Annotated in this window: 18 protein-coding genes; 2 read left to right on the top strand and 16 right to left on the bottom strand. The window is 42.2% G+C overall.

Annotated features, from left to right (window positions below; translation table 11 throughout):
- Positions 1-2: 2 nt before the first annotated feature.
- From P4361_RS19415 to P4361_RS19350, 14 genes are all read right to left on the bottom strand, one after another.
- Positions 3-1,037: an SIS domain-containing protein gene (locus tag P4361_RS19415; protein ID WP_328090586.1), complete on the bottom strand. Its 1,035-nt coding sequence runs from the start codon at positions 1,035-1,037 to the stop codon at positions 3-5.
- Positions 1,034-1,996: a 1-phosphofructokinase family hexose kinase gene (locus tag P4361_RS19410; protein WP_328090585.1), complete on the bottom strand. Its 963-nt coding sequence runs from the start codon at positions 1,994-1,996 to the stop codon at positions 1,034-1,036. The genes P4361_RS19415 and P4361_RS19410 overlap by 4 nt, the downstream gene beginning before the upstream one ends.
- Positions 1,993-2,844: a class II fructose-bisphosphate aldolase gene (locus tag P4361_RS19405; RefSeq protein WP_328090584.1), complete on the bottom strand. Its 852-nt coding sequence runs from the start codon at positions 2,842-2,844 to the stop codon at positions 1,993-1,995. The genes P4361_RS19410 and P4361_RS19405 overlap by 4 nt, the downstream gene beginning before the upstream one ends.
- Positions 2,831-3,931 (bottom strand): dihydrodipicolinate synthase family protein, encoded by a 1,101-nt coding sequence (locus P4361_RS19400; RefSeq protein WP_328090582.1) that lies wholly within the window; start codon positions 3,929-3,931, stop codon positions 2,831-2,833. Before P4361_RS19400 ends, P4361_RS19405 begins: the two co-directional genes overlap by 14 nt.
- Positions 3,932-4,948, bottom strand: coding sequence for an NAD-dependent epimerase/dehydratase family protein (locus P4361_RS19395; protein ID WP_256227469.1), 1,017 nt, complete (start codon positions 4,946-4,948; stop codon positions 3,932-3,934).
- A 67-nt stretch (positions 4,949-5,015) separates the two neighbouring features.
- On the bottom strand, positions 5,016-7,121 hold the full coding sequence (locus tag P4361_RS19390) for a beta-galactosidase trimerization domain-containing protein (protein ID WP_328090581.1): 2,106 nt from the start codon (positions 7,119-7,121) through the stop codon (positions 5,016-5,018).
- Positions 7,122-7,137: 16 nt separating this feature from the next.
- Entirely contained in the window at positions 7,138-7,983 is an 846-nt protein-coding gene (locus P4361_RS19385) for a carbohydrate ABC transporter permease (RefSeq protein ID WP_199805048.1), read from the bottom strand.
- Positions 7,980-8,915, bottom strand: coding sequence for a carbohydrate ABC transporter permease (locus tag P4361_RS19380; protein ID WP_091005099.1), 936 nt, complete (start codon positions 8,913-8,915; stop codon positions 7,980-7,982). Before P4361_RS19380 ends, P4361_RS19385 begins: the two co-directional genes overlap by 4 nt.
- Positions 8,916-8,987: 72 nt before the next feature.
- Positions 8,988-10,286, bottom strand: coding sequence for a sugar ABC transporter substrate-binding protein (locus P4361_RS19375; protein ID WP_328090579.1), 1,299 nt, complete (start codon positions 10,284-10,286; stop codon positions 8,988-8,990).
- Positions 10,287-10,435: 149 nt separating this feature from the next.
- A complete protein-coding gene (locus P4361_RS19370; RefSeq protein WP_328090578.1) occupies positions 10,436-12,322 on the bottom strand; it encodes a beta-N-acetylhexosaminidase in 1,887 nt (628 codons plus the stop codon).
- Between the two features lie 2 nt (positions 12,323-12,324).
- On the bottom strand, positions 12,325-13,557 hold the full coding sequence (locus P4361_RS19365) for a DegT/DnrJ/EryC1/StrS family aminotransferase (RefSeq protein ID WP_256227475.1): 1,233 nt from the start codon (positions 13,555-13,557) through the stop codon (positions 12,325-12,327).
- Positions 13,558-13,570: 13 nt separating this feature from the next.
- Positions 13,571-14,824, bottom strand: coding sequence for a DegT/DnrJ/EryC1/StrS family aminotransferase (locus P4361_RS19360; RefSeq protein WP_328090577.1), 1,254 nt, complete (start codon positions 14,822-14,824; stop codon positions 13,571-13,573).
- Positions 14,817-16,517 (bottom strand): hypothetical protein, encoded by a 1,701-nt coding sequence (locus tag P4361_RS19355; RefSeq protein ID WP_328090576.1) that lies wholly within the window; start codon positions 16,515-16,517, stop codon positions 14,817-14,819. The genes P4361_RS19360 and P4361_RS19355 overlap by 8 nt, the downstream gene beginning before the upstream one ends.
- Positions 16,514-17,425 carry a Gfo/Idh/MocA family protein gene (locus tag P4361_RS19350; protein WP_328090575.1) on the bottom strand — a complete coding sequence of 304 codons (912 nt, stop codon included), beginning with the start codon at positions 17,423-17,425 and terminating at the stop codon, positions 16,514-16,516. Before P4361_RS19350 ends, P4361_RS19355 begins: the two co-directional genes overlap by 4 nt.
- A 158-nt stretch (positions 17,426-17,583) precedes the next feature.
- On the opposite strand from P4361_RS19350, the gene P4361_RS19345 reads away from it, so the two are divergent.
- Positions 17,584-18,951, top strand: coding sequence for a GTP cyclohydrolase IIa (locus P4361_RS19345; protein WP_062232410.1), 1,368 nt, complete (start codon positions 17,584-17,586; stop codon positions 18,949-18,951).
- A gap of 3 nt (positions 18,952-18,954) precedes the next feature.
- On the opposite strand, the gene P4361_RS19340 is transcribed toward P4361_RS19345, so the two are convergent.
- Positions 18,955-20,076: a mandelate racemase/muconate lactonizing enzyme family protein gene (locus P4361_RS19340; protein WP_091005295.1), complete on the bottom strand. Its 1,122-nt coding sequence runs from the start codon at positions 20,074-20,076 to the stop codon at positions 18,955-18,957.
- Between the two features lie 144 nt (positions 20,077-20,220).
- Between P4361_RS19340 and P4361_RS19335 the strand changes: the two genes are divergently transcribed.
- Positions 20,221-21,888, top strand: coding sequence for a hypothetical protein (locus P4361_RS19335; protein WP_328090572.1), 1,668 nt, complete (start codon positions 20,221-20,223; stop codon positions 21,886-21,888).
- A 37-nt stretch (positions 21,889-21,925) separates the two neighbouring features.
- Here the strand turns inward: P4361_RS19335 and P4361_RS19330 are convergent, their stop codons facing one another.
- Positions 21,926-22,876, bottom strand: coding sequence for an acetylxylan esterase (locus P4361_RS19330; RefSeq protein ID WP_328090570.1), 951 nt, complete (start codon positions 22,874-22,876; stop codon positions 21,926-21,928).
- Positions 22,877-22,883: the final 7 nt, after the last annotated feature.

The raw sequence follows: 22,883 nt of genomic DNA, 5'->3' as shown, positions 1-22,883 counted from the left end.
TCCTATGAAGAAAAGCTAATCTTAACCACCTGATTAAGATTTCTAGGATGGTCGGGGTTTAATCCTAGCGCAGTTGCCCGATAATAGGCTAACATTTGTAAATAAGGCATTAGACACAGTAAAGCTGCTTTACAATTGGAACTGCATGGAACGGTAATAACAAGGTCTGCTCCTAATCGTTCATGCTGGTTTCCAATAAGGACTGTCCGCCCACCGAATGACTGAACATCGAGAAGCAGCGATTCTTCTATTTTTCTTGGCAGGTCACCGGTTGATAACAATAATACAACGGTCTTTTCATCTACCATTGAGATGGGACCATGCCTAAATTCAAGGGCAGAATAAGCCTCACTTTCGGTTTGTGTCATCTCTTTTAATTTGAGGCAGCCTTCTTCCGCTAATCCAAAAGAGCTTCCTGTTCCAAGAAAAATAAACCGTTGATTCTGCTCAGTCTCAGCAATCTCACGCATCATTTCTGTATCCTTCAACGTCTCTTTTACTATTTGGGGAACAAGCAGTAAATCATGCAGCTCAAGCTGAGCCAGTCGGGCAGAATATAGCTGTAGTGCGTACAGCATGTTCGTGAACGATTGAGTCATGACAACACTTTTTTCTTGTACGTGATTCAATATGATAGATTCTCCACTTAATTGAGTAATTTCGGAATCGGCATGGCAAGTCACAGCAAGGGTTGCAATTTTCTTATTTCCTCTTACCGATTTTAATGCGTGCAGAACTTCAGATGTTGTTCCAGACCGGGAAATAGCGATTAGTTTATAATGGCAATCTTGTGCAAATGTCTGTTTAGGATGTAAAAAAACTTCCGAGGCTGGAACCGCTTGAGCAGCCATTCCTGTTGTTTCTTGAAAAAAACGAGAAGCAGAAATGGCAAGATAATAAGAGGTTCCGCATCCAATAAACAAGTGAACACATTTATTTTCAGGTTTCTTTATTGAAAGATCCAACATAAGTTTTTGGGTTGTTTCCAATGTTGCTGCCTGTGAATGGATTTCTTGAAACGTATATGAGCTACTCATGAATAGTACTCCTTTCCATTACGTAAGATGGCTACACTTTTTTTCAATTCGTTCCATTTTTCCAGCGATATAACTCCAGCTCTTTCTTCCATGGCATTAGCAGCTGCTGCAGCTGCTGCAGCTCGCAATACTTCGGCTGTTTTTTTACCTTCTATCATTTTTGTAATGAGAGCGGCAATGAGTGTATCTCCGCAGCCAACCGTATTTACTGCTTGTAATTTAGGAGGCACCACTTTCCATCTCTCACCATGGATGACGGCAAACAATCCGTTTTCCCCCATCGATACAAAAGGATAAGAGATACCTAGATTTTGGCAGTGTATGATCCAATCATAAATATCATCCTCTGACCAAGTTGTTCGGTTTGTCATCTCTATAAGCTCCTGAAAATTCGGCTTGATCATAAATGGCTTAGCTTTAATTGCTTCCTTTAAGGACTCACCGCTTGTATCCACGACCGCCTTTACGCCTAAAAGTTGAACTATACCTACCAAATCCTTGTAGGTGTATGAAGGCAAACCAGAAGGAAGACTGCCCGAAAAAACAACAAATTCACTTATCTTTGCAAGCTTCTGCAGGCGGCGGCGAAACCCGCCATATTCTTCCTCTGAAATGACAGGTCCTTTCTCCAATAGTTCTGTTTGGCTCCCTGCCTCTTTATCCAGTATCGTCATACACAGTCGGGATTCACCTGCTGCAAGTTCAAAATCATGTTTCACTGCAGAGAGATCCAGCATGTTACATATGCTCTTTCCGTTAAAGCCCCCAGCAAACCCAGTGGCAATGACAGGAATATGGAAAGCTTTTAATACTTTTGCCACATTGATACCCTTGCCTCCCGGTTCTTTGTGACATGTTCCTACCCGGTGTATGTGGCCGGTTCTGAAGCTGGAAAGTTTATAAGTAATATCAATAGCAGCATTTAGGGTAACTGTCGTAACAAAGTTCTGATTTGTCATTGTACGGCTTTTGGAATGGGCTTCAGCAGCAATAGTTTTTCTTTCACGATGAATTTTACAGCTTCTCTTGATGTCACGAAAACCTTACGCGGATCATTCTGAAGAGGATTTTCATGTAAAAAATGGGACAGCTCTTTAAAAAAAGCCTGCTTTAATTCTGTTGAGAAATTCACTTTACTTACGCCACAGCCTATCGCCCGTTTTAGGTCTTCATCCGGAACTCCGGACGCTCCATGCATAACGATAGGAACTCCGGTTTGTTCCGAGATTTTTTTTACACGGTCAAAATCTAGCCTTGGCGCCTTTTTATACTGACCATGAGCTGTCCCAAATGCTGCAGCTAAAAAGTCAATCTTCGTTCTATACACAAACTCCTCTGCCATGGAAGGGTCTGTATAATATTCCATGTCTTGTGATTCATCGTCTGCCTTTCCGATAGCACCCAATTCTGCTTCTACTGGTACATTTACATCGTGGCAAACACTAACTACTTGTTTAACCAAATCGATGTTCTCTTCAAATGGGAGGAGAGAACCATCAAACATTATGGAAGTATAGCCTCCACGCACACATTGATGTACGGTTCTTATGCTTTCTCCATGATCCAGGTGGAGGGATACTGGAACACTGACACCGTCAGCTGCGGTTTTAACCATGCTTACCATATGATCCATCCCCATATAATAAATGGTTGCAGGTGTGGATTGTAAAATTATCGGTACGTTCAAATCATCAGCAGCTTCAGTAATGGCTCGAATCATTTCCAAGTTATGAGCGGGAAATGCTCCGATCGCATAATGGTTTCGATAGGCATCATTCACCATTTCCTTTGAGCTAACTAACGGCATTGGTATCCTCCTTTACATCATTGATTTTCCTTTTAAAGCGATTCTTTTTCACAAAATCATCGTCATTTAAATGGGGATATTGATGATAGAGCCGATTAATTTCCTCCATTTGTCCCGGTGATAAATCTTCCTTTTGATTTAAACACCATCTTCCTTCCAGCATTCCTTGCCTTCGAAGTATTTCATGGATGCCAGGAATACATCCAGAAAACTGATGGGCAGCATCAAAAATTACAGCATTAGCATCCGTTATTTCTATATTCCGTTGCAATAAGTCATCATAACTTACTGCGTTCGGAGCATTCTGCAGCCTTTTTTTTATGTCCTCCAATAGTTCCACTGCTTTCTTGGTCCAGACTGCCCAATGACCAAGCAGTCCTCCGACAATTCTTTTCTCAACCAATCGACCATCGATAACAAAACGGTAAGGCGTGAGTAAATCAGCTACAATATTGTCGTCATTCCCGGTATAAAGCGCTATTTCATCTGTTCTTCCTGATTCACAGACTGCTCTTACTACGTCTATTGTTTGATAACGATTGAACGGAGCAATCTTGATTGCCATCACATTTGACAGGTTCGCTATTCTTTTCCAAAACTCATAACTTAGGATTCTCCCGCCAACAGAAGGCTGCAAATAAAAACCAAAGACCGGAATTATGGAAGAGATGGCTTCCATTCGTTCAAAAAGCTGTTGTTCTGTCCAGTCAGACAGCCCACCCATGCTGACCAAACCTAAATCGTAGCCAAGCTCTCTTGCCAGCCTTGCCTCTTTTAACGCTTGATCTGTTGGTCCGCAAATTCCTGCAACCATAACAAACGGCCGGTTAAGGCTTGCGTCAGCTGCTTCCTCTATCGCTAATCTCAAGACCTCTTCAAACATTTTTGGCTGATCGCGAATTTCAAACTGGGTAGTATGCACTCCTACTGCAAGACCACCGGCACCTGATGCAATATAATACCTTGTTAATCTTTTTTGGCATTCTCTATCCAGTTGCCGGGAAGAAGTAAGGGCTAAGGGGTGGGCGGGTATTACCATACCCGATAAAAGAGCTTTATGCTTTTCTGGGCAAAGCTGTGCATTCATTTAAAAAGCTCCTTCCCGTTGCTGAAAATGAGTCGGCTTGTTAATCATTATTCCGTCTTTTTCGACCCACCGGGCAACCCATTCAATCATCTGCTGAAGCGGCACATTGGGATAACCCAATAATTGATGAGCTTTTGATGCATTGCTTAATAACGCTGTTTCTTTTTCTTCATTTAGAAAAACGGGTTCCTTTTGCAGCAGATTTCCAAACTGTCTGGCAAGCCAGCGGATAGAGATGGTTTCTGGACCTGTTACATTTATAATCAATGGCGGAGAGTCTGCCAATCTTAAACTTCGGATGGCCATTTCGTTGGCATCTCCCTGCCATACGACATTTACATGCCCCATATTTAAATCAATGGGTTTTCTTTCTTTTACTTGCCTTGCCACATCCAGCAGCACACCATACCGTAAATCAATGGCATAATTTAATCGGAAATGGACGATTTTGATTTGATGCAGGTGAGCAAAATATTCAAAAATACGTTCTCTCCCCAAGCAGGATTGAGCGTATTCCCCTATTGGGCCAGTTGGATGGGTTTCTGTGGCCCCACCTTTTGATACAGGTGTCAGGGGATATACATTTCCAGACGAGAAATTGACAATATTTGCTCCTTTGAATTTTTGGGCCACACATGCTGGCAAGTAAGTATTCATAGCCCATGTATACGCCTCATTGCCGACCGTTCCAAATTTAAATCCAGCCATATGGATAACATTTTCAGCTTCTGGGAGTTGATTCAGCTGATGAGGATCCAATAAATCCGCAGCGATAGTTTCTACTCCTTCTTGCTCTAGTTCTATTCGGGCTGGGTGGCTGCTGAAGCGGGATACAGCAATGATTCTTTTTGAAAGCCCCGCTTTATCTGCAGCCCTTCTTGCCATTTTTGCCAAAGTTGGCCCCATTTTCCCGCCTGCCCCAAGAATGATAATGTCACCGGAAATGCTTCTTATATCTTCAATTAATCTTGGGGATGGTTCCGAAAGCTTTTTTTCTAATTCCGCTATTGTATTCATAGGTCTCTTTCATCTCTCCTTTTTAAGACAAGTCTTTTTAATGTCCCTAATTTTCAAAACCAGTTCCTTACGTTGACAATAAACAAATGTCCACGACTTCATATTCTTTAATTGTCGGCAGTTGGATCCTTGCCCATCCTCCGTGCTGGACAAAGTCTGCGCTTTTTTTGCTTCGTAAAAATGTAATAGAATCAACCTCTTTTGGTAATCGGATGTTTATCGTCAAATCTGGTAAAGGCAGTACTTCAGTAATCGGTCTCGTCATCGAAGCTGTGTAATTGATTACATGAATAAGAATGCGGTTCTCCCCTTGATTTCTCAAGGATACATGAATGGATTCTGTATTTTGTACCGAACCGACGTGGATTGGAATTTCCACCAGTGACTTCACCGCATTCTCCATCAGCTTCCTGTATTCCGGAAGAGCATACGCTTCATAAAATTTGCCTACATTTCCGGCAAAGTAAATGCTTTCTCCCAATCCATAGCCATTTTTAACGACATAGGGGTGCGATGTTTTTCGCGGAAGCTCACAATATCTCGAAATCTGTTTTTCCCGGTAGAACATCACGCTTTCTGCACCATGATTGCTAGCAACTTCAGTTCCTAACCGTGCAGCTGGAATTAACTGCTGGTCAATGGATGTAAGCAAATCATGACGTGAATCACATTCAATATGATCGTATTGGCAGTGGCGAATAGCACGTAACGTTATGCCAAACACTTCTGCTAACAAAGGCTGATTCCTTTTCTGCCCATCTTCCTGATAAAGAGAAGTATCAAATGATCCTATGACCTTCCCTCCTCTATTAACATAAGCTTTGATACGGTTGGCCTCTTCCTCGTTCATGACACTCACATTGGGCAAAATTAAAAGTTCATACTTTGCAAGTGAACCATCTGTTATCGATGCATTGTCTACAATATCAAACGGTATTCTGCTTCTTGATAAAACATCATACCAACCCATAAAGGAACCTCGGGCATCGCTCTTGTCAGGATCTCTCATTTTGTCCTGGCCAGCTGTAAAATCGGTTTCTTCTGCGGAAGATTGATAAAAATTGGCGGTATCATAAGACCACATTAAAGCAACAGATGCCATTGATTTTGTATCGGTATAACACCCTTCATTCTCTTCAAGAAAGGTATTGATTTCCCTCACCGTTTGCATTCTTGGGTCAAGATTATTGTCATTGTAAACTCCATACCACGTATTGGCACCGTGAGAAACAGCCATTGCATGAGTCAGCCATGTTTCAGCTGCCGATAATAAATAACGGGACCAGGGGGCAAGCCGGCCGGCAATCGCTACACAATAAGGTTTGCCAGCAGACTGGGTTTCAAGCAGTTGAGCTGTGGCAGCAGGTTTCCAGATCGGGACCTGTCTCAGATCATCACTTAAAAATCCTCCTTCGGCTAAGAGCATATCTTGATGTTCAACGGTAAGCCGGTTATCCCGGCTGCAATAAATGGTTGGGACCAGTTGAGGGCTGTTCATGTAAATCATGGCATCCGGTTTTTTGCTTTTTAATAAACGGCTTGCTTGTTTCATAAAAAGGGCAATGGACTCCCTTTTAAAACGAAATAAATCCTTTCTTTCTTGAGGCGTTGCTTTTTCCCACACAGGAAGTTCATAATGAAAAGCCTTTTGGAAATCATGTTTACAGCTTCTGCAATAGCATCCTTCAATACGAAAAAAGGGACCATCCAGGAAAATCCCTTTTATTTTATAAGCTGACAGATTTCTTATGACTTGAAAGGCATACTCGCGAAAAGGGGAATTTATGCAAGAATATGCCCCAGATCCATAAGCACTTGGTATGGGCTCACCATCCGGAAAAACCTGCTGATAGTCAGGATGCTGCACAGCAAGCGAGGATGAAAGCCAGTGAACATTGAAGTATACAATAGGGTTAATTTCCAGCTTGTCATACTGGGATTCTATTTGTACCAAAATATTTTTTCTAACTTCTACAGCACAATCAGATGGATAGAACGTTATCCCGGACTCTCCTTCAGCAATATCATGTACTTCTACGTGTTCACAATTAAAGCCCAGGCTTTTTCGAATGAGAAACTGCTCTTGAAGGTCAAGCCTTTCATAAACTTCAGGCCCGGGTGGAATAAAATCAACAATCCTCAACGGTTTTTTTTTCCATGCTAATGTTCTCATAGGTTACCAATGCTCCTTAGCCTTTAATCGATCCTTGCAGCCCGCTTACAAAATGACGCTGCATGGCAATGTAAAAAATAATAACGGGAACAAGGGAAATAACAACTCCAGCAGCCATTGTTTTTACATCCGTACCAAACGTTCCGGATAAGTAAGCAAGCCCCAAGGAAATCGGGAACAAACTGTCATCTTTTAATATGATGAGCGGCCACATGAATGAATTCCAAACAGAAATAAATGCAAAAACACTTAAGGCGGCAAGCGTCGGTCTTGTTAATGGCAGTATGATACTCCACCACACACGAAAAGGACCACAGCCATCGATAATCGCAGCTTCCTCAATTTCTTTGGGAATTGCCAAATAGGCCTGCCTCATTAAAAAGATAGAAAAACCTCCTACTAGACCTGGTAAAATAAGTCCCCACCATGAATCTACCAATCCCAGCTTTTCCACAATGATATACAAGGGTACCAATTTCCCCTCTTCAGGGAGAAACATAGTTGCGATAATGGCATAAAAGATAAAATTTCTTCCCGGGAAATTCATTCGGGCCAAAGGATAAGCCGTTAGGGCAGTTAAAAAAATGTGGGCAGGAACCATGATGATGATTAATAGAAATGAATTTAACAGATAACGCGGAAAAGGAATAGCCGTCCACGCTTCAATAAAATGGTCAAAGACAGCGGGTTTTGGAATAAAACTTGGCGGAAAACTGAAAACATCCTGGCTGTTCGACTTGAATGCAGTAGATAAAAGCCATAAAAATGGTCCTATGAAGATGCAGGCTACCCCAATTAACAGCAAATACAAGAGAGCAAGTTTACTAACTTTCTTCCAATTTGTTTTTTGTCTATTCATCATTGTATGGATTGCCCCCCTCTTGAAAGCTTGTAATTGATGATGGTCAGGACCATAAGGATCAGCCACAATACCATTCCCATAGCAGTAGCGTAGCCCATATCAAATTCAACAAACGCTTTTTGATAGATATAAAGCGGTAGAGACATTGTACTGTCCAGCGGGCCTCCACCTGTCATTACGTAGATGCTCGTAAACATTTGAACCGTTCCGAGTGTGGCCATAACAACTGTGACAGCAAAAACAGGCCTTAGCTGGGGTAAGTATACATGCCAAAGAATTCGGATTTTTGAAGCCCCGTCAATTTTTGCCGCTTCGATCAACTCCTTGGAAACCGTCTGCAAGCCAGCTAAATAAATCAGCATATAAAAGCCCGCCGCCTTCCAAGCTTCCAGCATAGAAACCGCCGGAAGTGCTGTATTTTTATTCAACAGCCAATTTATGTCTGCATGATCCCATCCTATTCCATGAAGGGCTGCATTAATTAAACCGGTTGGATGATATAAATATTTCCACACGATGGCTACAGCCACCATCGCTGTTACAACAGGGAGATAATAAATAACACGGAAGAGAGTGATTCCTTTAATCGAACGGTTTACAAGTATGGCCAAAAATAAAGGGAGGATGACCAGCATAGGGACGGTTATAACAAAGTATTTCATGGAGTTGCCCAGTGCAATCCAAAATTTTTCGTCCTCCATCATCATTTTGTAGTTTTTAAGCCCCGTCCATTCAGCAGGAGATAAAATATGATATTCGGTAAAAGAATAATAGAAAGCGTTCAGAGTCGGCACATATTCAAAAACGAGGAGGAGCACAATTGCCGGCAGCAGGAAAACATAAGGAACATAGTTGAATTTTTTCTTTTTCTTTTGTTTAACTGAAGCTTTGACCGTTTGGTGAATATTTGTTTCTACTTGGTGGACGGCCATTTTACCACTCCTTTCAATCAAACAGTAGCAGCGGACGGGAAACCCTCCGCTGCTCTTTTTAGGTACTAAACGTTATTTTTGATTCTTTAGTGCTTGATTCCAATAGTCTACCGATTTATCCAGTGCTTCTTTTGCCGATTGTTCACCCATCAAGGCAGCACGGATTTGTTCAGTAAAATAGTCTCTTAACTTTTCCTCATCTTTGATCCCTAAAATATTAACCTTTAAATGCGGAGCTGTTTCCACCATAATTTTCCTTGCTTCATCATGAATGGTCTTCCCCTTTGATTCTTTAAAAAACGGGTCTTCTAATGTTTCAGTAGTCGATGGGAATATAGGAACAAGTTTGGCAAAATCCAATTGATTCTTTGCGTTAGTAACAAAAAGAGCAAACTTAGCGGCTTCTTTAGGATGCTCTGATTTCTTTGGTACGACAAAGGTTTGAATGGCTTTAACAGCTACGGTTCCATCTCCTCCAGTTACAGGTTTTGTCACTTTGATCTTCTTAATTTCATTAGGAGCATTTTTTTCCAGATTGAGTAAGGTGGCTGCTACGGACTGCCCAGCCTGTGCCTGCTGCTTATTTTCATAGGTTTGCTGAAGCTGACGGTCATCCTTCGTTACCGCCCCGGGAGCAATTGCTCCATTCTTGTAGCCGTCTACAAACATTTGTACAAATTTCACGTGTTCGTCTGAATTAAATACCGCTTTTGTATGATCATCATTAAGGATGGGAAGCCCTTGGCTCACAAAAACTTCAATACCCGGCAAGTCATTGGAACCATATACTTTTGGAAGTTTCTCATGAATCATTTTTCCGTTTTCCAAGCTTTCTTCCCATGTTTTTGGTGGATTGTTGGGATCTAATCCTGCCTTTTTATACACTTCTGTATTAATGGTGCCAATTGGAGGTCCGCCATAGTACCACGGAAGCCCTTGAAGTTCATCCTGGAATGTTAAGCTGTCAATCAATCCAGGAATATACGCATTCAATTCATCTTTGGAGATAAGTTTATTAAGCGGGGACAGAACATTGTACTGCTGAATCATGGAGATATCACTGCTGGCCAGATTGACCACATCCGGCACTTTCCTGCTTTGTAAGGATGTCAAAAACTTTTTGGACGCATCGGCACCCGGAACATCTACCCATTTAATCTTGATATTCGGATTGGCCTTCTCGTAATCATGGATCATACCCTGAATATAATCATTAAAATTCTTCTTTAAATTAATCGTCCAAAATTCAAGTTCCACCTTTTCTCCGTTTTTGCTGTCACTTGATGCTTTTTCCTCGTTTGAACAAGCTAACAAGGGAATAAATGCAAGTAGAAAGACCAAAAATAGAAACGCCAGTTTTTTCCTTTTCACGTAAGCCCCTCCCCAACCATCAAATTTGATTTACCCAGGTTTATGAAAGCATTTTTGTAAAGCTTTTCATAAACTTGACTTCATTATAATGACCACTTTATTTACAGACAAGTCTTTTAACTGTCTTTAAATACATGATTTTTCAATATTTACAAAGGATTAGCAGAAACAATCCGCTGATATTTAATTTCCTTCCCTACCCCTTTCTTTGAGTCACGGGAAAATGAATCATAAAATAGCTTTTCCTCCTCCATTTCATCCAGAGTGTCAATCCGTCCATCAATAAAAGACATAAGCCGATCCCGTACCGTCTCTATCCTTGCCAGCAGTCCGCCATAACGAATATCAAGGATTTCCCATCCAAATGGTTTGTTATTTGTAAACCATTGTCTTCGATGGATCATACGAAGCTCCTTAACGGCTTCTTCTAAAAGGTTCAATTCTTTTATAGCTATTTCCTTTAGTTCTTCCTTCCTGTTTCCATGGTAAAATTCACTTATTTTTAATCCTAATTCACTCTTAATGCTTAGTACCGTACACAGCTTCATCATGAACGAATAAAGAGATTTCCATGGAGAAGATGTCCCCAAATATCTTTGCAGTTCGTCTTTAATGTTTTGAAAATGCTGTGAAAATCCGAGGCCTTCTATATTTTTATCGAACAATCCGAGTAAAATATCCTGCCACAGCAGGTACTTTGCGGGACTGTCGGGAATCAGGGCATGTATGTTAGCTTGAGGATGCACATCTAACTTTCCCATCGTTAAAAATGCCTCATAATTTCCACCCGTGCAGAATTCAAACCGCTTTTTCAGCTTGTGTTCGTCAACAATGCTGTTATACCCATGTTCCGCAAATAACTGCAAACCTAAAAGGGCAAAAAAGAAATTACTTTCCGCGCCATTATCACCCCACAATGTCGCAAAAACCTCTCTCACGCCTTTTCTTTTGCATACAGCCAAGGCAGGATTGCTTGTATGAAACGTCTTTTCATAATGAATCGTAGGACCATGCCAGGTCCAGATTCCTCCTGCAAAAATCGGGAGACTTCCGAAAGCAGCATGTTTGTCAATATACTGCTCATAAAAGCCTTCTTCCTCATTGTAATAATCCCAATACACCATTTGTACTTGTTTAGAGACTTGTTTTGTCTCTTCTTCAGGGATTTCAATATTTAAATCATAATAGGCATCCGTTTCAGACCATACTCGAAAGTACATATCACTCCAAATCATGGGACGCAATTTATACTTTTTCAGGATATCTTCGACCAGCTTTAAATGTTGAGTCATTAAGGAATAACGGTTTTTTTTCCCCTGCTGGTCAAGGTAGTTTCCCCTGCCTAGTCCATGTGCTTCGTCCATTCCAATATGGATTCGCTTACTTCTAAAGGGAGATGAAGCTGATACAATCATTTTTTCTATGAACTCATATGTGTTTTGATTCCCGACCAGCAAGACGTCTTCCGTGTCTCTGATCGCTGAAGTGTGAGACCATTTTAAATACGTTGATAAATGGGCTAACGTCTGTATGCAGGGAATCACTTCTATTCCTAAAGAGTAGGCGTAATCATCGATTTCTTGAAGCTCCTCATTACTATATCGTCCGCGCATATAGCCAAAATACGGATCACCATCAATCGTATACGTGTCTTCTGTATACAGCATCATGACATTTAAGCCCATAATGGCCATATAACGAAGAAAAGTTTTGGCCGTTTCGGTTTTCATGACAGCGTTTCGGGAACAGTCAAACATTGCCCCATTCATATCAAAATAGGGCTGTTCTGTTATGTGGAACGTTTCTTTTTCACGCGTTGCTTCCACAAATAATCCCAGCGCCCGGAAAAAATGTATTTTATCGTGGTAACCAATCAAACCTTGGCCATTTTCCAGCTGAACGTCTAGATGCGAGTTTGAAGATTTTACTACATGAATGGGAAGTCCATCTTCACATATCTCAATGCCAAGCAGTGGAGCAATTTTTTCAATTCCTTCTTGCAATGTCTCCAACTCACCCAGAAATGACACTTTCATTGTCATCCTCCTCCCATGACGGGAAGATGCGACTGAGCGACTTTTTTAACGGCCTTTGCCGCATCATAAATCCCTTCTTCATCTCCCAGCAGCACGGTTTGGGTGATCCATAAAACCTGCTGGTCACCCATTCGTTCAGCAACGGGGCAAGTCTGTATCCTTCTTTCTCCTGTCCATTCCTCAATTGAATTCTGTATGGCGTCGTATTTCGTAAGAGACGTATATCCGCTTGCACATGGGATTCCTTCTGCAGAAAGCCGTTTCATGAACTCAGCTTTATGAAAAGACCTGGCGAACTCTTCTTCCAGATAAAACATATAGAGGTGATAACCGTTACGGGTCACCCGTAAATCGTCTCTAAACAATTGTATCCCGTCAATGTCTTTGAGCAACTGATCCAAAAGAATCGCATTGCGATTGCGCCGTTCCACCTGTTCTTCAAGCCGCTGCATCTGTCCGAGCAATACTGCTGCCTGAAATTCAGTAAGACGCAGATTCCATCCTATCGTGTCGTGCTGGTACCAAGCACCGTCACGGCTCCTTCCTACGTTGCACAAAGACCATGCCTTGTCAGCTAGAGTACGGTTGTTTGAAACGATCATTCCTCCTTCACCAGCTGTTAAATTTTTGCTTGATTGAAAACTGAACGTGCCAATATCGCCAATGGCTCCTACTCCTTTTCCTTTCCATTGAGATCCTACCGCCTGGGCTGCATCCTCAATCAATGCAATTCCATGTTTCCTCGCGACAGCGCTTAACCGGTCCAAATCTGCTACCGTCCCTCCGATATGAACCGCAATAATGGCTTTTGTCCTTGGGGTGATGGCTTCCTCCACCTTCTCTGGGTCGAGAAGCATGCTATCTTCTTCTACATCCACGAACACAGGTATCGCTCCAAACATTAACGGGGCCGTTGCTGTAGCTATAAAAGTATAAGGGGGCATGATTACTTCATCGTATGGCTTTACTCCCGCTGCCTGCAAAGCAACGGTGATAGCAACGGTTCCATTTACAACACTGACGCCGTAACCAGCATCTTGAAAACTTGCAAACTTGTTCTCGAAAATAGGAAGTTTTGCTTCATAACCTGCTAGATTTGCTCCTCCTGAACCTCCCCATTTTCCTGAGTCTATCACTTCGTACAGCAGCCGTTTTTCTTCCTCTTCACTAATGGGCCAGATGGGATAGGGTTTGTTCCTGACGGGAACGCCTCCATGTATGGCGAGCTTATCCATGTGATTCTCCTTTCTATAACGTACCGGCAACTTTTTGTTTTTGGTAAAAACGCGCTACTTTCTGAATGGCCGCAATCATTGCTTCGATATCTGTCATTGTATAAAACTCATTGACAGGAAGCCGTATGGCGGTTTTCAGTATGTTTTCAGCTTCAGGGCACAATACCCCTTCATAGGCAGCACCAGTCACGTCAAAAGGAAAGGTACTGTTTTGATAAGCTGAACGCTTTTGAAATAATCCGCTTTTGTAGACCACTTCAGGAATATAACCTGCTGATGCGGGAATTCCTTCTTCTTTCAAGGCAGCCGCAAATTCATCCCTAGTGCAATGAAATTTGGAAGGTTCAATACGGAACATATAGAACCAATAGGTGCAAACATTGCCAGCATCTACTTTATGTGGATGAATACCATCTAGCTCTTGAATTCCTGCTGTAATCTTGTTTCCATATGCTGTTCGGATGGAACAAATCCCAGGAAGCTTTTTCAGCTGTGCGATTCCAACGGCTCCTTGTAGTTCCGTCATTCTGTAGTTGGGAGCAAGGTAAGAAAGATCTCTATTTACAATGCCACCCAGTCTTAAATAATTCTTGTCAGCAAAAGCATGAGTCAATTTATAATCCTGCTCATCAGCAGAATTTACGGTTACCATACCGCCATCACCTGTGCTGATATGCTTAAAATCATTTGTGCTGAAACAGCCATAATTACCAATGGTACCTGCCAGCCTTCCTTTGTACGAAGCAAGATAGCTCTGTGCACAGTCTTCAATCACTTTTACCCGGTACTTTTTTGCAAGAGACATGATCTCATTCATATCTGCAGGATTGCCTGCTAAATGAACGACCAAAATCGCTTTTGTCCTGGGTGTTATGCACGCTTCAATGGATTTTGGGTCCATATTATACGTGTGAGGATTTAGATCAGCAAAAACAGGGATGGCATTTTGATAAAGAATTCCAATTAAAGTCCCTTGATCGGTGATGGGGCTCGTAATGACTTCATCGCCTACAGTAATCCCCGCTGCACCCAGTGCTGTATGGATAGCTGCAGTACCAGATGAAACTGCCACACTGTAGGAAATTCCGTACATTTCATTAAAAGTGTTAAGAAATGTTTTTACTTTTTCTCCGTTATGATAAAAAAGCGTATTTTGTTCCAATGCCTCCACTAGTTCCTTTGCCTCTTCTAATCCAAATCGTTTACCCGTTCCAAACGGCGTATCCTTCACTTTCCTGCCCCCGTGAACAGCCAGTTTTTCACTCATGGAACTTCGTCTCCTTCCCAGGAAGCACCATTTCTTCAGTTCCTGCTCCCACTTTCTGCTTTTTGCAGTAAACTCCGAATCGTTCGATATAAGTACCACTGTTATCTTTTTGTTTTACCGGAATGCAAATGACTGCACCTAAGCATCCGTCCGTATATTCCACTTCTCCTTCTGGCATTATTCCTTGAATCTTCATCCTGGTACGGCGCCTTACCCACTCGTTGATCTGGTCTCCGGTCCAAAAATGGTAACCCATCTCTTTTGCCTGACGTACCACTTGTTTCAGTGCCTCCTTCACCGTTGGTTCCCTGTAAAGATGGATCTGATGAAATAAAAAGTGGGCAACTCCTCGCACCTCCTTCGCCTTTGTTAAAAACGGCTTAATGATGGACGTATCTGCTAATCTTGATAAATTCACGTCCTGTGTTAAAAATCCGATTTCTAATACATCATAGATACGGTTTTGTTTATCTGCCCATGCAATAGGAAAATAGGGGTGGCATGTGCCAAACAAAAAGCCAACATTCCCTTTTTTACTAGGTCCTCTCGTTTGATCCGACTGGATGCCGATACTTTCACACCATTCAAATAACTCTCCCCAGTTTTGAAAAATCGTGTAATGGTTCTTATTCGACACGATCGACTCTTCTCCGCTCACTGTATGGAGCCAGTCTAACTGTCTTTTCATTTCAAATTCACTCCAAAAACCACCGTCCTCTTTCCTGGCATTGTAGTGAAGTGCAATTTCATGGCCTTTCTGACGGATAACTGGATATATAGCAGGGCTGTATCCCGGCTCCATCATGCACCAGGTGCTATGAATATCACATTCTTCTAAAATAGCTAGAGTGGTATACGCAGATTCATCGTCATTTACATCACTATCATGAGAGACCATGGCTAACTGCTCTATGCCATCTGGCCAATAATCAAGAAAAGGCAGTGTCAATCCCTGATCAAGGACGGTTTTCATCAAATGAGAAATCATAGCTTCTTTCCATAAATCAGCATAAGGAACAGAAAAATATGGCTGGCCAGTAGAGGTTCGCAAACGATCCATCTCCCAATCCATTGCAAACCCATCGTCTGCCTTTAACAGCCCATCATCTAAATTAGCCGTGCCATCCGGAGCTGGCGGCCCATCTTTTGTTACAGGTTCTCTTCCCTGCTGCATCCCGACAATGGCTCCAATGATATCCACCGTCCAGCGATGAAGGATGCCTTTTCCTATGTCCCATTTCTCAAGCAAGGCGCCAGTACTTCGTCCTTCTCTAGAACCTGATTTGATTTCTCCGGACTTTTGGCAATGAAACAGAGAGGGTGATGCAGTCCAAGGAAATGCGTGAAAAAAACGTAAAAATTGCTGATTGTAAACGCCATAACCACCATCTATTAGGTACTCTTTCAAGCCCATGCGTCGGGCAAACTCCCCTAATGTGCCAAAGGAAATAACAGAGCCTCCCGAGTGGATGTAATCCCATAGATCCTCTGTATCCTCAAGCTTTAGTGGCGGCAATGCCAGCACAACAATGTCAAAGTGATGTAGTTGTTTTGTTTCTTCTATTGGTGTGAATGGGATTCCCGCATACTGAAATAAAGAACTACAATAACATTCAAAAACGTTTTCGCCTCTTCCCCAATTATGGATGGCGCGTTCTTTATCCAGGTAAACACCTACCCTTGCCATCCTCAATGGCGGGCCATCCTTTCCCCGAGCTGAACCGTTTTACCAGTCTGCCGGCTTTCATTCGCCGCTTCGATAAAGCGGATTAATTCCATGGATTCTTCCATGCCAACCGGAGGTTCTCCGGTTAAAAACATTTTCATTACTTCTTCAAGCAAGCTCGCGTAATGCGGCTTTGTACCTTTTTGGCAATCCACAAATGCTGTACCTAAACCTCGGTGGACCAAAGCGCCAAATTGATTATTTCCTGTACGATTTCCTCTAACCGTTCCTATTCTTCCATCCGCCCACTTGCCAACGATGACATCGTGATCATGATTTACGGTGCAGCTTACCTGTTCGCACCCGGCTCCCATGACGGTAAACAGCATCTCTACCGAATGAATCCCATACCAAAAAAGGCCGGGCAACGGAGGTTCAATTTTCATGGGACCGTATGTATCTGCCCCGATGATCGAGCCTTTTTCCATGACGGCTTGCTGAAGTTCTTCAGAAAATCTCAAGGATGAGCTGCTGCTGACTGGCACGTGGTACTGCTGTGCCAGCTCAAAAATCTGACGGGCATCACCTGACGAACAGGCTAATGGTTTATCAATATAAATTGGTTTTCCATAAGGAACAATTCTTTTAAATTGTTCAAGGTGGACTCTTCCGTCTACCGAAGTTAATAAAATTGCATCTGTTTGTTCCGCTACTTCTTCTGGACTCCCGGTCATTTTCACATTGTAGTTTTCTTCCAGCTGCCGTGTAATCGATCCTACCCGCGAAATGCTTAGTTCAAAATCCGGCGAGCCCCCCGGATAAGCAGCCACAATCTTACCCCCCTTGATATAATGAGGATTTTTCTCATTATTTAAAAGATCGGTAAAAGCTGGACAGTGAGTGGTATCAAGACCAATCATTCCAATTTTCAGCATTTTGATGATATAGCCTCCTCCTGAAATTTTCTGAATAATCAATCTCATTATAAGGGCAAAGTTTATTTAAAGACAAGTCTAAAAAAAGTCTTTTTTTCTTAATTTCCTTCAGCTATAATAAATTCAACATGTCTGATTTTTGGAGGTAAGTAAATCGTATGGCGTCTCATTCTCCCGAGGAAACGGAAAACGGTGTTGCTATTGGTGTGATCGGCCCTTCAGCTTTAATTGAAAAAGCCCGTGAAGCGCTGCACTCTTTTCCATCTTTCATACCACTTTTGCGCAGTTATGAAGAAGAAAGTGAAGTGATGGATCTTACAAAAGACTTACTAGCGAACGTAGAGGTATTGCTTTTCCTCGAATATCACTTGTTCAGGAAGGTAAAAGAACAGCTTCATTTTCATATTCCCGTCCATTACGTACCCCTTATGGGAACAGGTTTGTATCGTTCTTTGTTTCGAAGTAAAAGCCTTTATGGTTTAAGGATGCTGACCATCGATTCAGTTCCTAACCAGTATGTGAATCAAATTTTAACTGAGCTTAACGAAAAGAACACAGTCCTGCATATATTTGAAGGAAGTCCGTTGGCTACGACGGAAGAAATGGTGAATTTTCATTTATCACATTTTGACAACAGGCCAGGCTCTTCCGTGTTGACAGGTATTGAAGCTGTTTCCGAAAAACTTACCGCTCTCGGAATACCAAATGAATGGGTCACCCCTACCCATCAGGATTTAATCGTATCGTTGGAGCGGGCGTTATTAGCCACCCGTACAAGGAGAAACAAAGAATCTCAAATTGTCGTTGGTTTAGTAAACATTGATCAGTTTCGCAAGATGGTGGACAGCTATCCATCAGAACATGAGGTTCAAAAGCTGAAACTTGATTTACACCGGCTGCTGCTCGATTACGTGAAACTTCTCGACGGCCACTTAACAAGCCTCGGCGGAGGAGAATATTTATTTTTCACTACAAGAGGCATCTTTGAAAGAGAAACAAGAGGTTATAAATATTTGCCTGTCCTGGATGAGGCTGATAAACTGTTGGGCATTTCCTTAAGTGTTGGAATCGGCTTTGGCCGAACAGCCACCGATGCGGGAAACCATGCGAGAGTGGCACTCCGACAGTGCAAGGAATTTGGCGGAAAAGCCTGCTATATCGTCAGGGAGGATCTCAGTGTGATCGGGCCAGTAGAAATTACCCATCCGATGATCTATGACCTTTCCATAACGGATGACAAACTTCTTGAGGAAGCAGAAAAGGCTGGAATGTCGGCTGCTTATATGAGCAAATTGATGGCACAAGTCGCCCGGTACAAAAAAGCTAACTACACTGCTCAGGAACTCGCTTCCATCCTCGGTATTACCATCCGAAGTTCCCACCGAATCCTTGGACAATGGATAGATGCAGGTTTGGTAGACGTGGTGGGAGAAGAAAAAATCTCATCAAAAGGCCGTCCCCGCCAAATTTACCGGCTGTCTTTTGTTGCCGACCATTTAAAAAAAATAAGAGAAGCAGTGGAATAGACTCTATTCCACTGTATAGTTTTGAAGCTTTTCACTACTAACCTTACAGCCTATCCCGTACCGATCACCAAGGTATACGGTTCCTTCTTCCCGTACAGGCCCCTCCGAAACAGGATCATCTGCAAGAAAAAAAGGTCCATTTAAATCTACTGGTGCTGATATTTGCAAGTAATTAAAAAGATGGGCACTCGCTGCCAGACCAAGTGTAGATTCGGTCAAGCCCCCTCCGAGTAAAGCTAGCCCCGCTTCCTTTGCAATTTCCCCGCAAATTTTTGCACGGTACAAACCTGCCATTTTAGTCAGCTTAATGACAGCCGTATCACATGCTTCCATCCGAATCGCCTGTAGTAGATCACCTGAACTCCAAATGCTTTCATCAAGTGCAATAGGAATGTGCACTTTCCTTCGAATTTCCGCGTGTCCTAAGAGATTATTTGCACTAAGCGGCTGTTCGAATACATCCACTCCTAATTTCTCAAGTTTCCTTGCAACATAGATGGCTTGTGCCACAGTATAGCCCTGGTTCGCATCAACCCGGAAAAATAGGCCGGGAGCAGCTTCCCTTACCGCTTCTGCCAAATGGATATCGTGATCAGGATCAAATCCGATCTTAACATCCAGCCCCTTGTACCCTTTTCTGTTAGCTTCTGTGGCTTTTTGAACCGCTTCATTCACGTCTCTTGTACTAATAAGATAAGACAGGCTGATCGTTGAATTCGTTGAACCCATCCATAATTCTCCAATGGTTTTTTTATTCCTTTGTCCGATTAAATCATGCAGCGCTGTATCGATCGCAGCTTTGGCAATCGGTTGGCCAACAGTCAATCCACTCTTAATTTCCTGGTTCATCACTTGGTGCACATAAGAAATGTCGTCAATCCTTTTCCCTATGAGAGCCGGAATGAAATAGGTGTTGATGGTGGTGGTAACTGATTCGATCGTTTCATAGCTCCATCGATGGCTGGGCCGTGCCTCCCCCCACCCGCTTATTCCATCCTTATCCGTAATTTTTACATAAACATGTGGAGCACCTGCTTGCATATCACCTACTGAACCACCTGAAATCCTAAAGTCCTGAAGCATGGGTAATGTTAAAGGAAAAACTTCTATTTTAGAAATAAACATCTTAAAGCTCCTTTCTTGAAGCATGACTAACTTCCTAATTTTTTCCTAAACTATTAATAGACATTTTATAGACGTGTCTTTTTTTGATAACGTTAAGCTACAGAGAAAGCTACAAAGAAAATTGCCTGAAAAAGGAGGATTACTATGAAAAGAAAAATGAGTGTGATCGTACTCTTGTCTTCCATCTTGATGTACAGCCTGCTGACAGGTTGGGCTCCTCTTCCAAGAGCGGCGGCTCAGACCGACGGACAACCCGGTGAGATTTTAGCTGATTATGCTGGTGTTGTCAGGGAAACATCCCCTCGCTCTGATGGGATTTACCACATTGATACCCCGAGATCCATTCAAAAACTGAAAGAACTTCATATCAATACGTACTACTACCTCGTTTGGCATGAGAAAACGGATTGGGACGATTTAAAGAATGAGTTTTTGCCTGCAGCCCGTGATGCCAATATCAATATTGTTGTCTATCTCGTACCTCCCTCTGAATCTACCGGCGTTCGAAAATCTTATCCTTACACCACCGATTACATTGCATGGTCAAAAGCTATTGCCCAACTCTCCCTTGACTTCCCTAATCTTATAGGATGGGCCATTGATGATTTCAACCACAACCTGTCTACTTACACACCTCAATATATGGCACAAATGAAACAAACTTCTGAGGCCATTAACCCAAAACTCATGTTTACTCCGCAAATGTATACCGACTCCTTGAACGAAAGCTTTTTACAAACAAGAGGTGCTTATATTGATGGCGTCATATTGGCTTTCAGAGATGGAATCTATCGAAATACTCAAGTCTATGAATCTGCTCAACAGCAAATTGATACCGCTTACAACCTATTAAGTTCCTATGACCTTCCGCTTTATTGGATGCTGTATGCTTCACAGCTTTCCCTTACCCCGGCAAACCCTTCAGCAAACTACGTAAGAGAAGTCGTGCAAATTGCCTTGGATAACATGAAAACAGGCAAAATTAAAGGGGTCACTACGTATGTTCTTAAAAAGAACTTTGAACCTGAACCAATAGACGACAAGGCCTTTAATGATACTGGGTATCTTAACTTTTTTGTTGGAGCAGGTGCACCTACCACAGCCGGAGATTATGAGGAAGCTTCACAGAACATCCGTGTGGACCGAAAATCTGATCAATACTCGTTAACATTCCAGACAATGGATCATGGCCCCAATGCGATGGGTTACCATAAAAAACAATTGCTGATCGATAGCCAGGTGGTGTGGGAACAGGACACAGCCGAAATTCTGACGGATTTGCAGTGGAATACCATTCACGTTGATCTTACTCCGTATTTAAGCGGCAAGAAGAATGCCCGGCTCTCCTTTCGTTTTTATGAAGCCCGCCCTGTCAACAATTTCTGGACTTATGCTGGTTTTGATGGTCTGCAGCCAGAAGGATTTTCTGTAGAGAATGGTGATTTTGCAGATAATAGCTCCTGGGCATATTCCTCTATCTCTGCCGCCATTATTGGTGAGATTATGCATTACGACGAAAATCGAGCCGAAAGAGCCTATGAACAAACAAAAAGATCCTATTTAACCTATGAGTTGTATCACTCTATATATACTGCAGATCTTAAGCCAGAAACAAAGACCGATTTAGCAGAAAAAGCTGAGATGGTAATGGATGAATACTTTTCCGAAAATAATCAAAAAGCGATCATTAAGCTTCGTCAGCTGAAAAACAAAATACGGATTAAAAGCGGACGGGAGATTTCCCTGGAAATGGCAGAGAAATGGGAATCAATATGTGACGAACTGCTAACCTACTATGAAAGCGAGATGTGAAGAATGTCCCTCTGGAATTTTCCAGAGGGTTTATTTCTTATAATTGCTTATTGACGAACTCAAGGGTTTTATCAATATGTTCTTGGCTTCCTGGAGCATTGTGTGTCGAGAAAGGATAAACCTCTATTGATTTTTCGGAAGTTATGTGATTATACACGCCAAAAATCGGTTTTGGAGGGCACACCGCATCCTTTAACGCGACAGATAATCTGACTTTGCTTTTAATATTTGAAGCGAAATTAAGATTGTCAAAATAAGTTAGGTTTTCAAAAACCTTTTCCGTGTATTGGGGATATCTTGCTAAATAATTCTCGATAAATACGAGAGAGCCTTCTGTTTTTAATTGAATCGCCAGCTCCAAATCACACATATTCGGAACGTCTGCCACTATCAATTGCGGTCGAGGATCCAGAGCTGCCACAGCTAAAGCAATCCCCCCTCCCAAACTTGAGCCTATTAAACAGATTTTTTGTGGATTTACCTCTGGACGCGTTAAACAATAATCAATGGCCCGTTTAGAGTCCAGATAGACTTTATAATAGTAGTATTCTTTCTTGTTCATAAGCCCCTGTGTTGCCCAGCTGCCTAGTGTTCCCGAACTATAACAGGAATCATCCCCCGTCTCTCCCATTCCCCTGCAATCCACTGCCAATACAGCATAGTCCTGAATCAGCCACTGCATATACTGGGAAATGGATCCTTTGCTGCTGTTATATCCGTGAAAAAAGATAAGGCATTTAAGATTCCGTTCCAGTCTTTTTGGTTTTAGAAAAATCCCCTTTATCAGAGATCTGTATGCTCCGCGATAAGCAACCTTTTCACATTGGATTTGTTTAATGGGATATTCCATCATTTCTGCCTGTTCATTTAACTCAATACATTCCAGCTCTTTCAGTGCCTGTGACCAAAATGAATGAAAATCATGTCTTGCCGATAGAAGTGGTTTGTAGGCACTGTATTCTTCAATTGCTTCACGAACTTGCCTCATATCATCA

Source organism: Fictibacillus sp. B-59209 (assembly GCF_036216745.1).
GTDB classification, from domain to species: domain Bacteria; phylum Bacillota; class Bacilli; order Bacillales; family Fictibacillaceae; genus Fictibacillus_C; species Fictibacillus_C marinisediminis.
The sequence above is the reverse complement of the archived record's forward strand: the minus strand, read 5'-3'. Positions and strand labels throughout refer to the sequence as shown.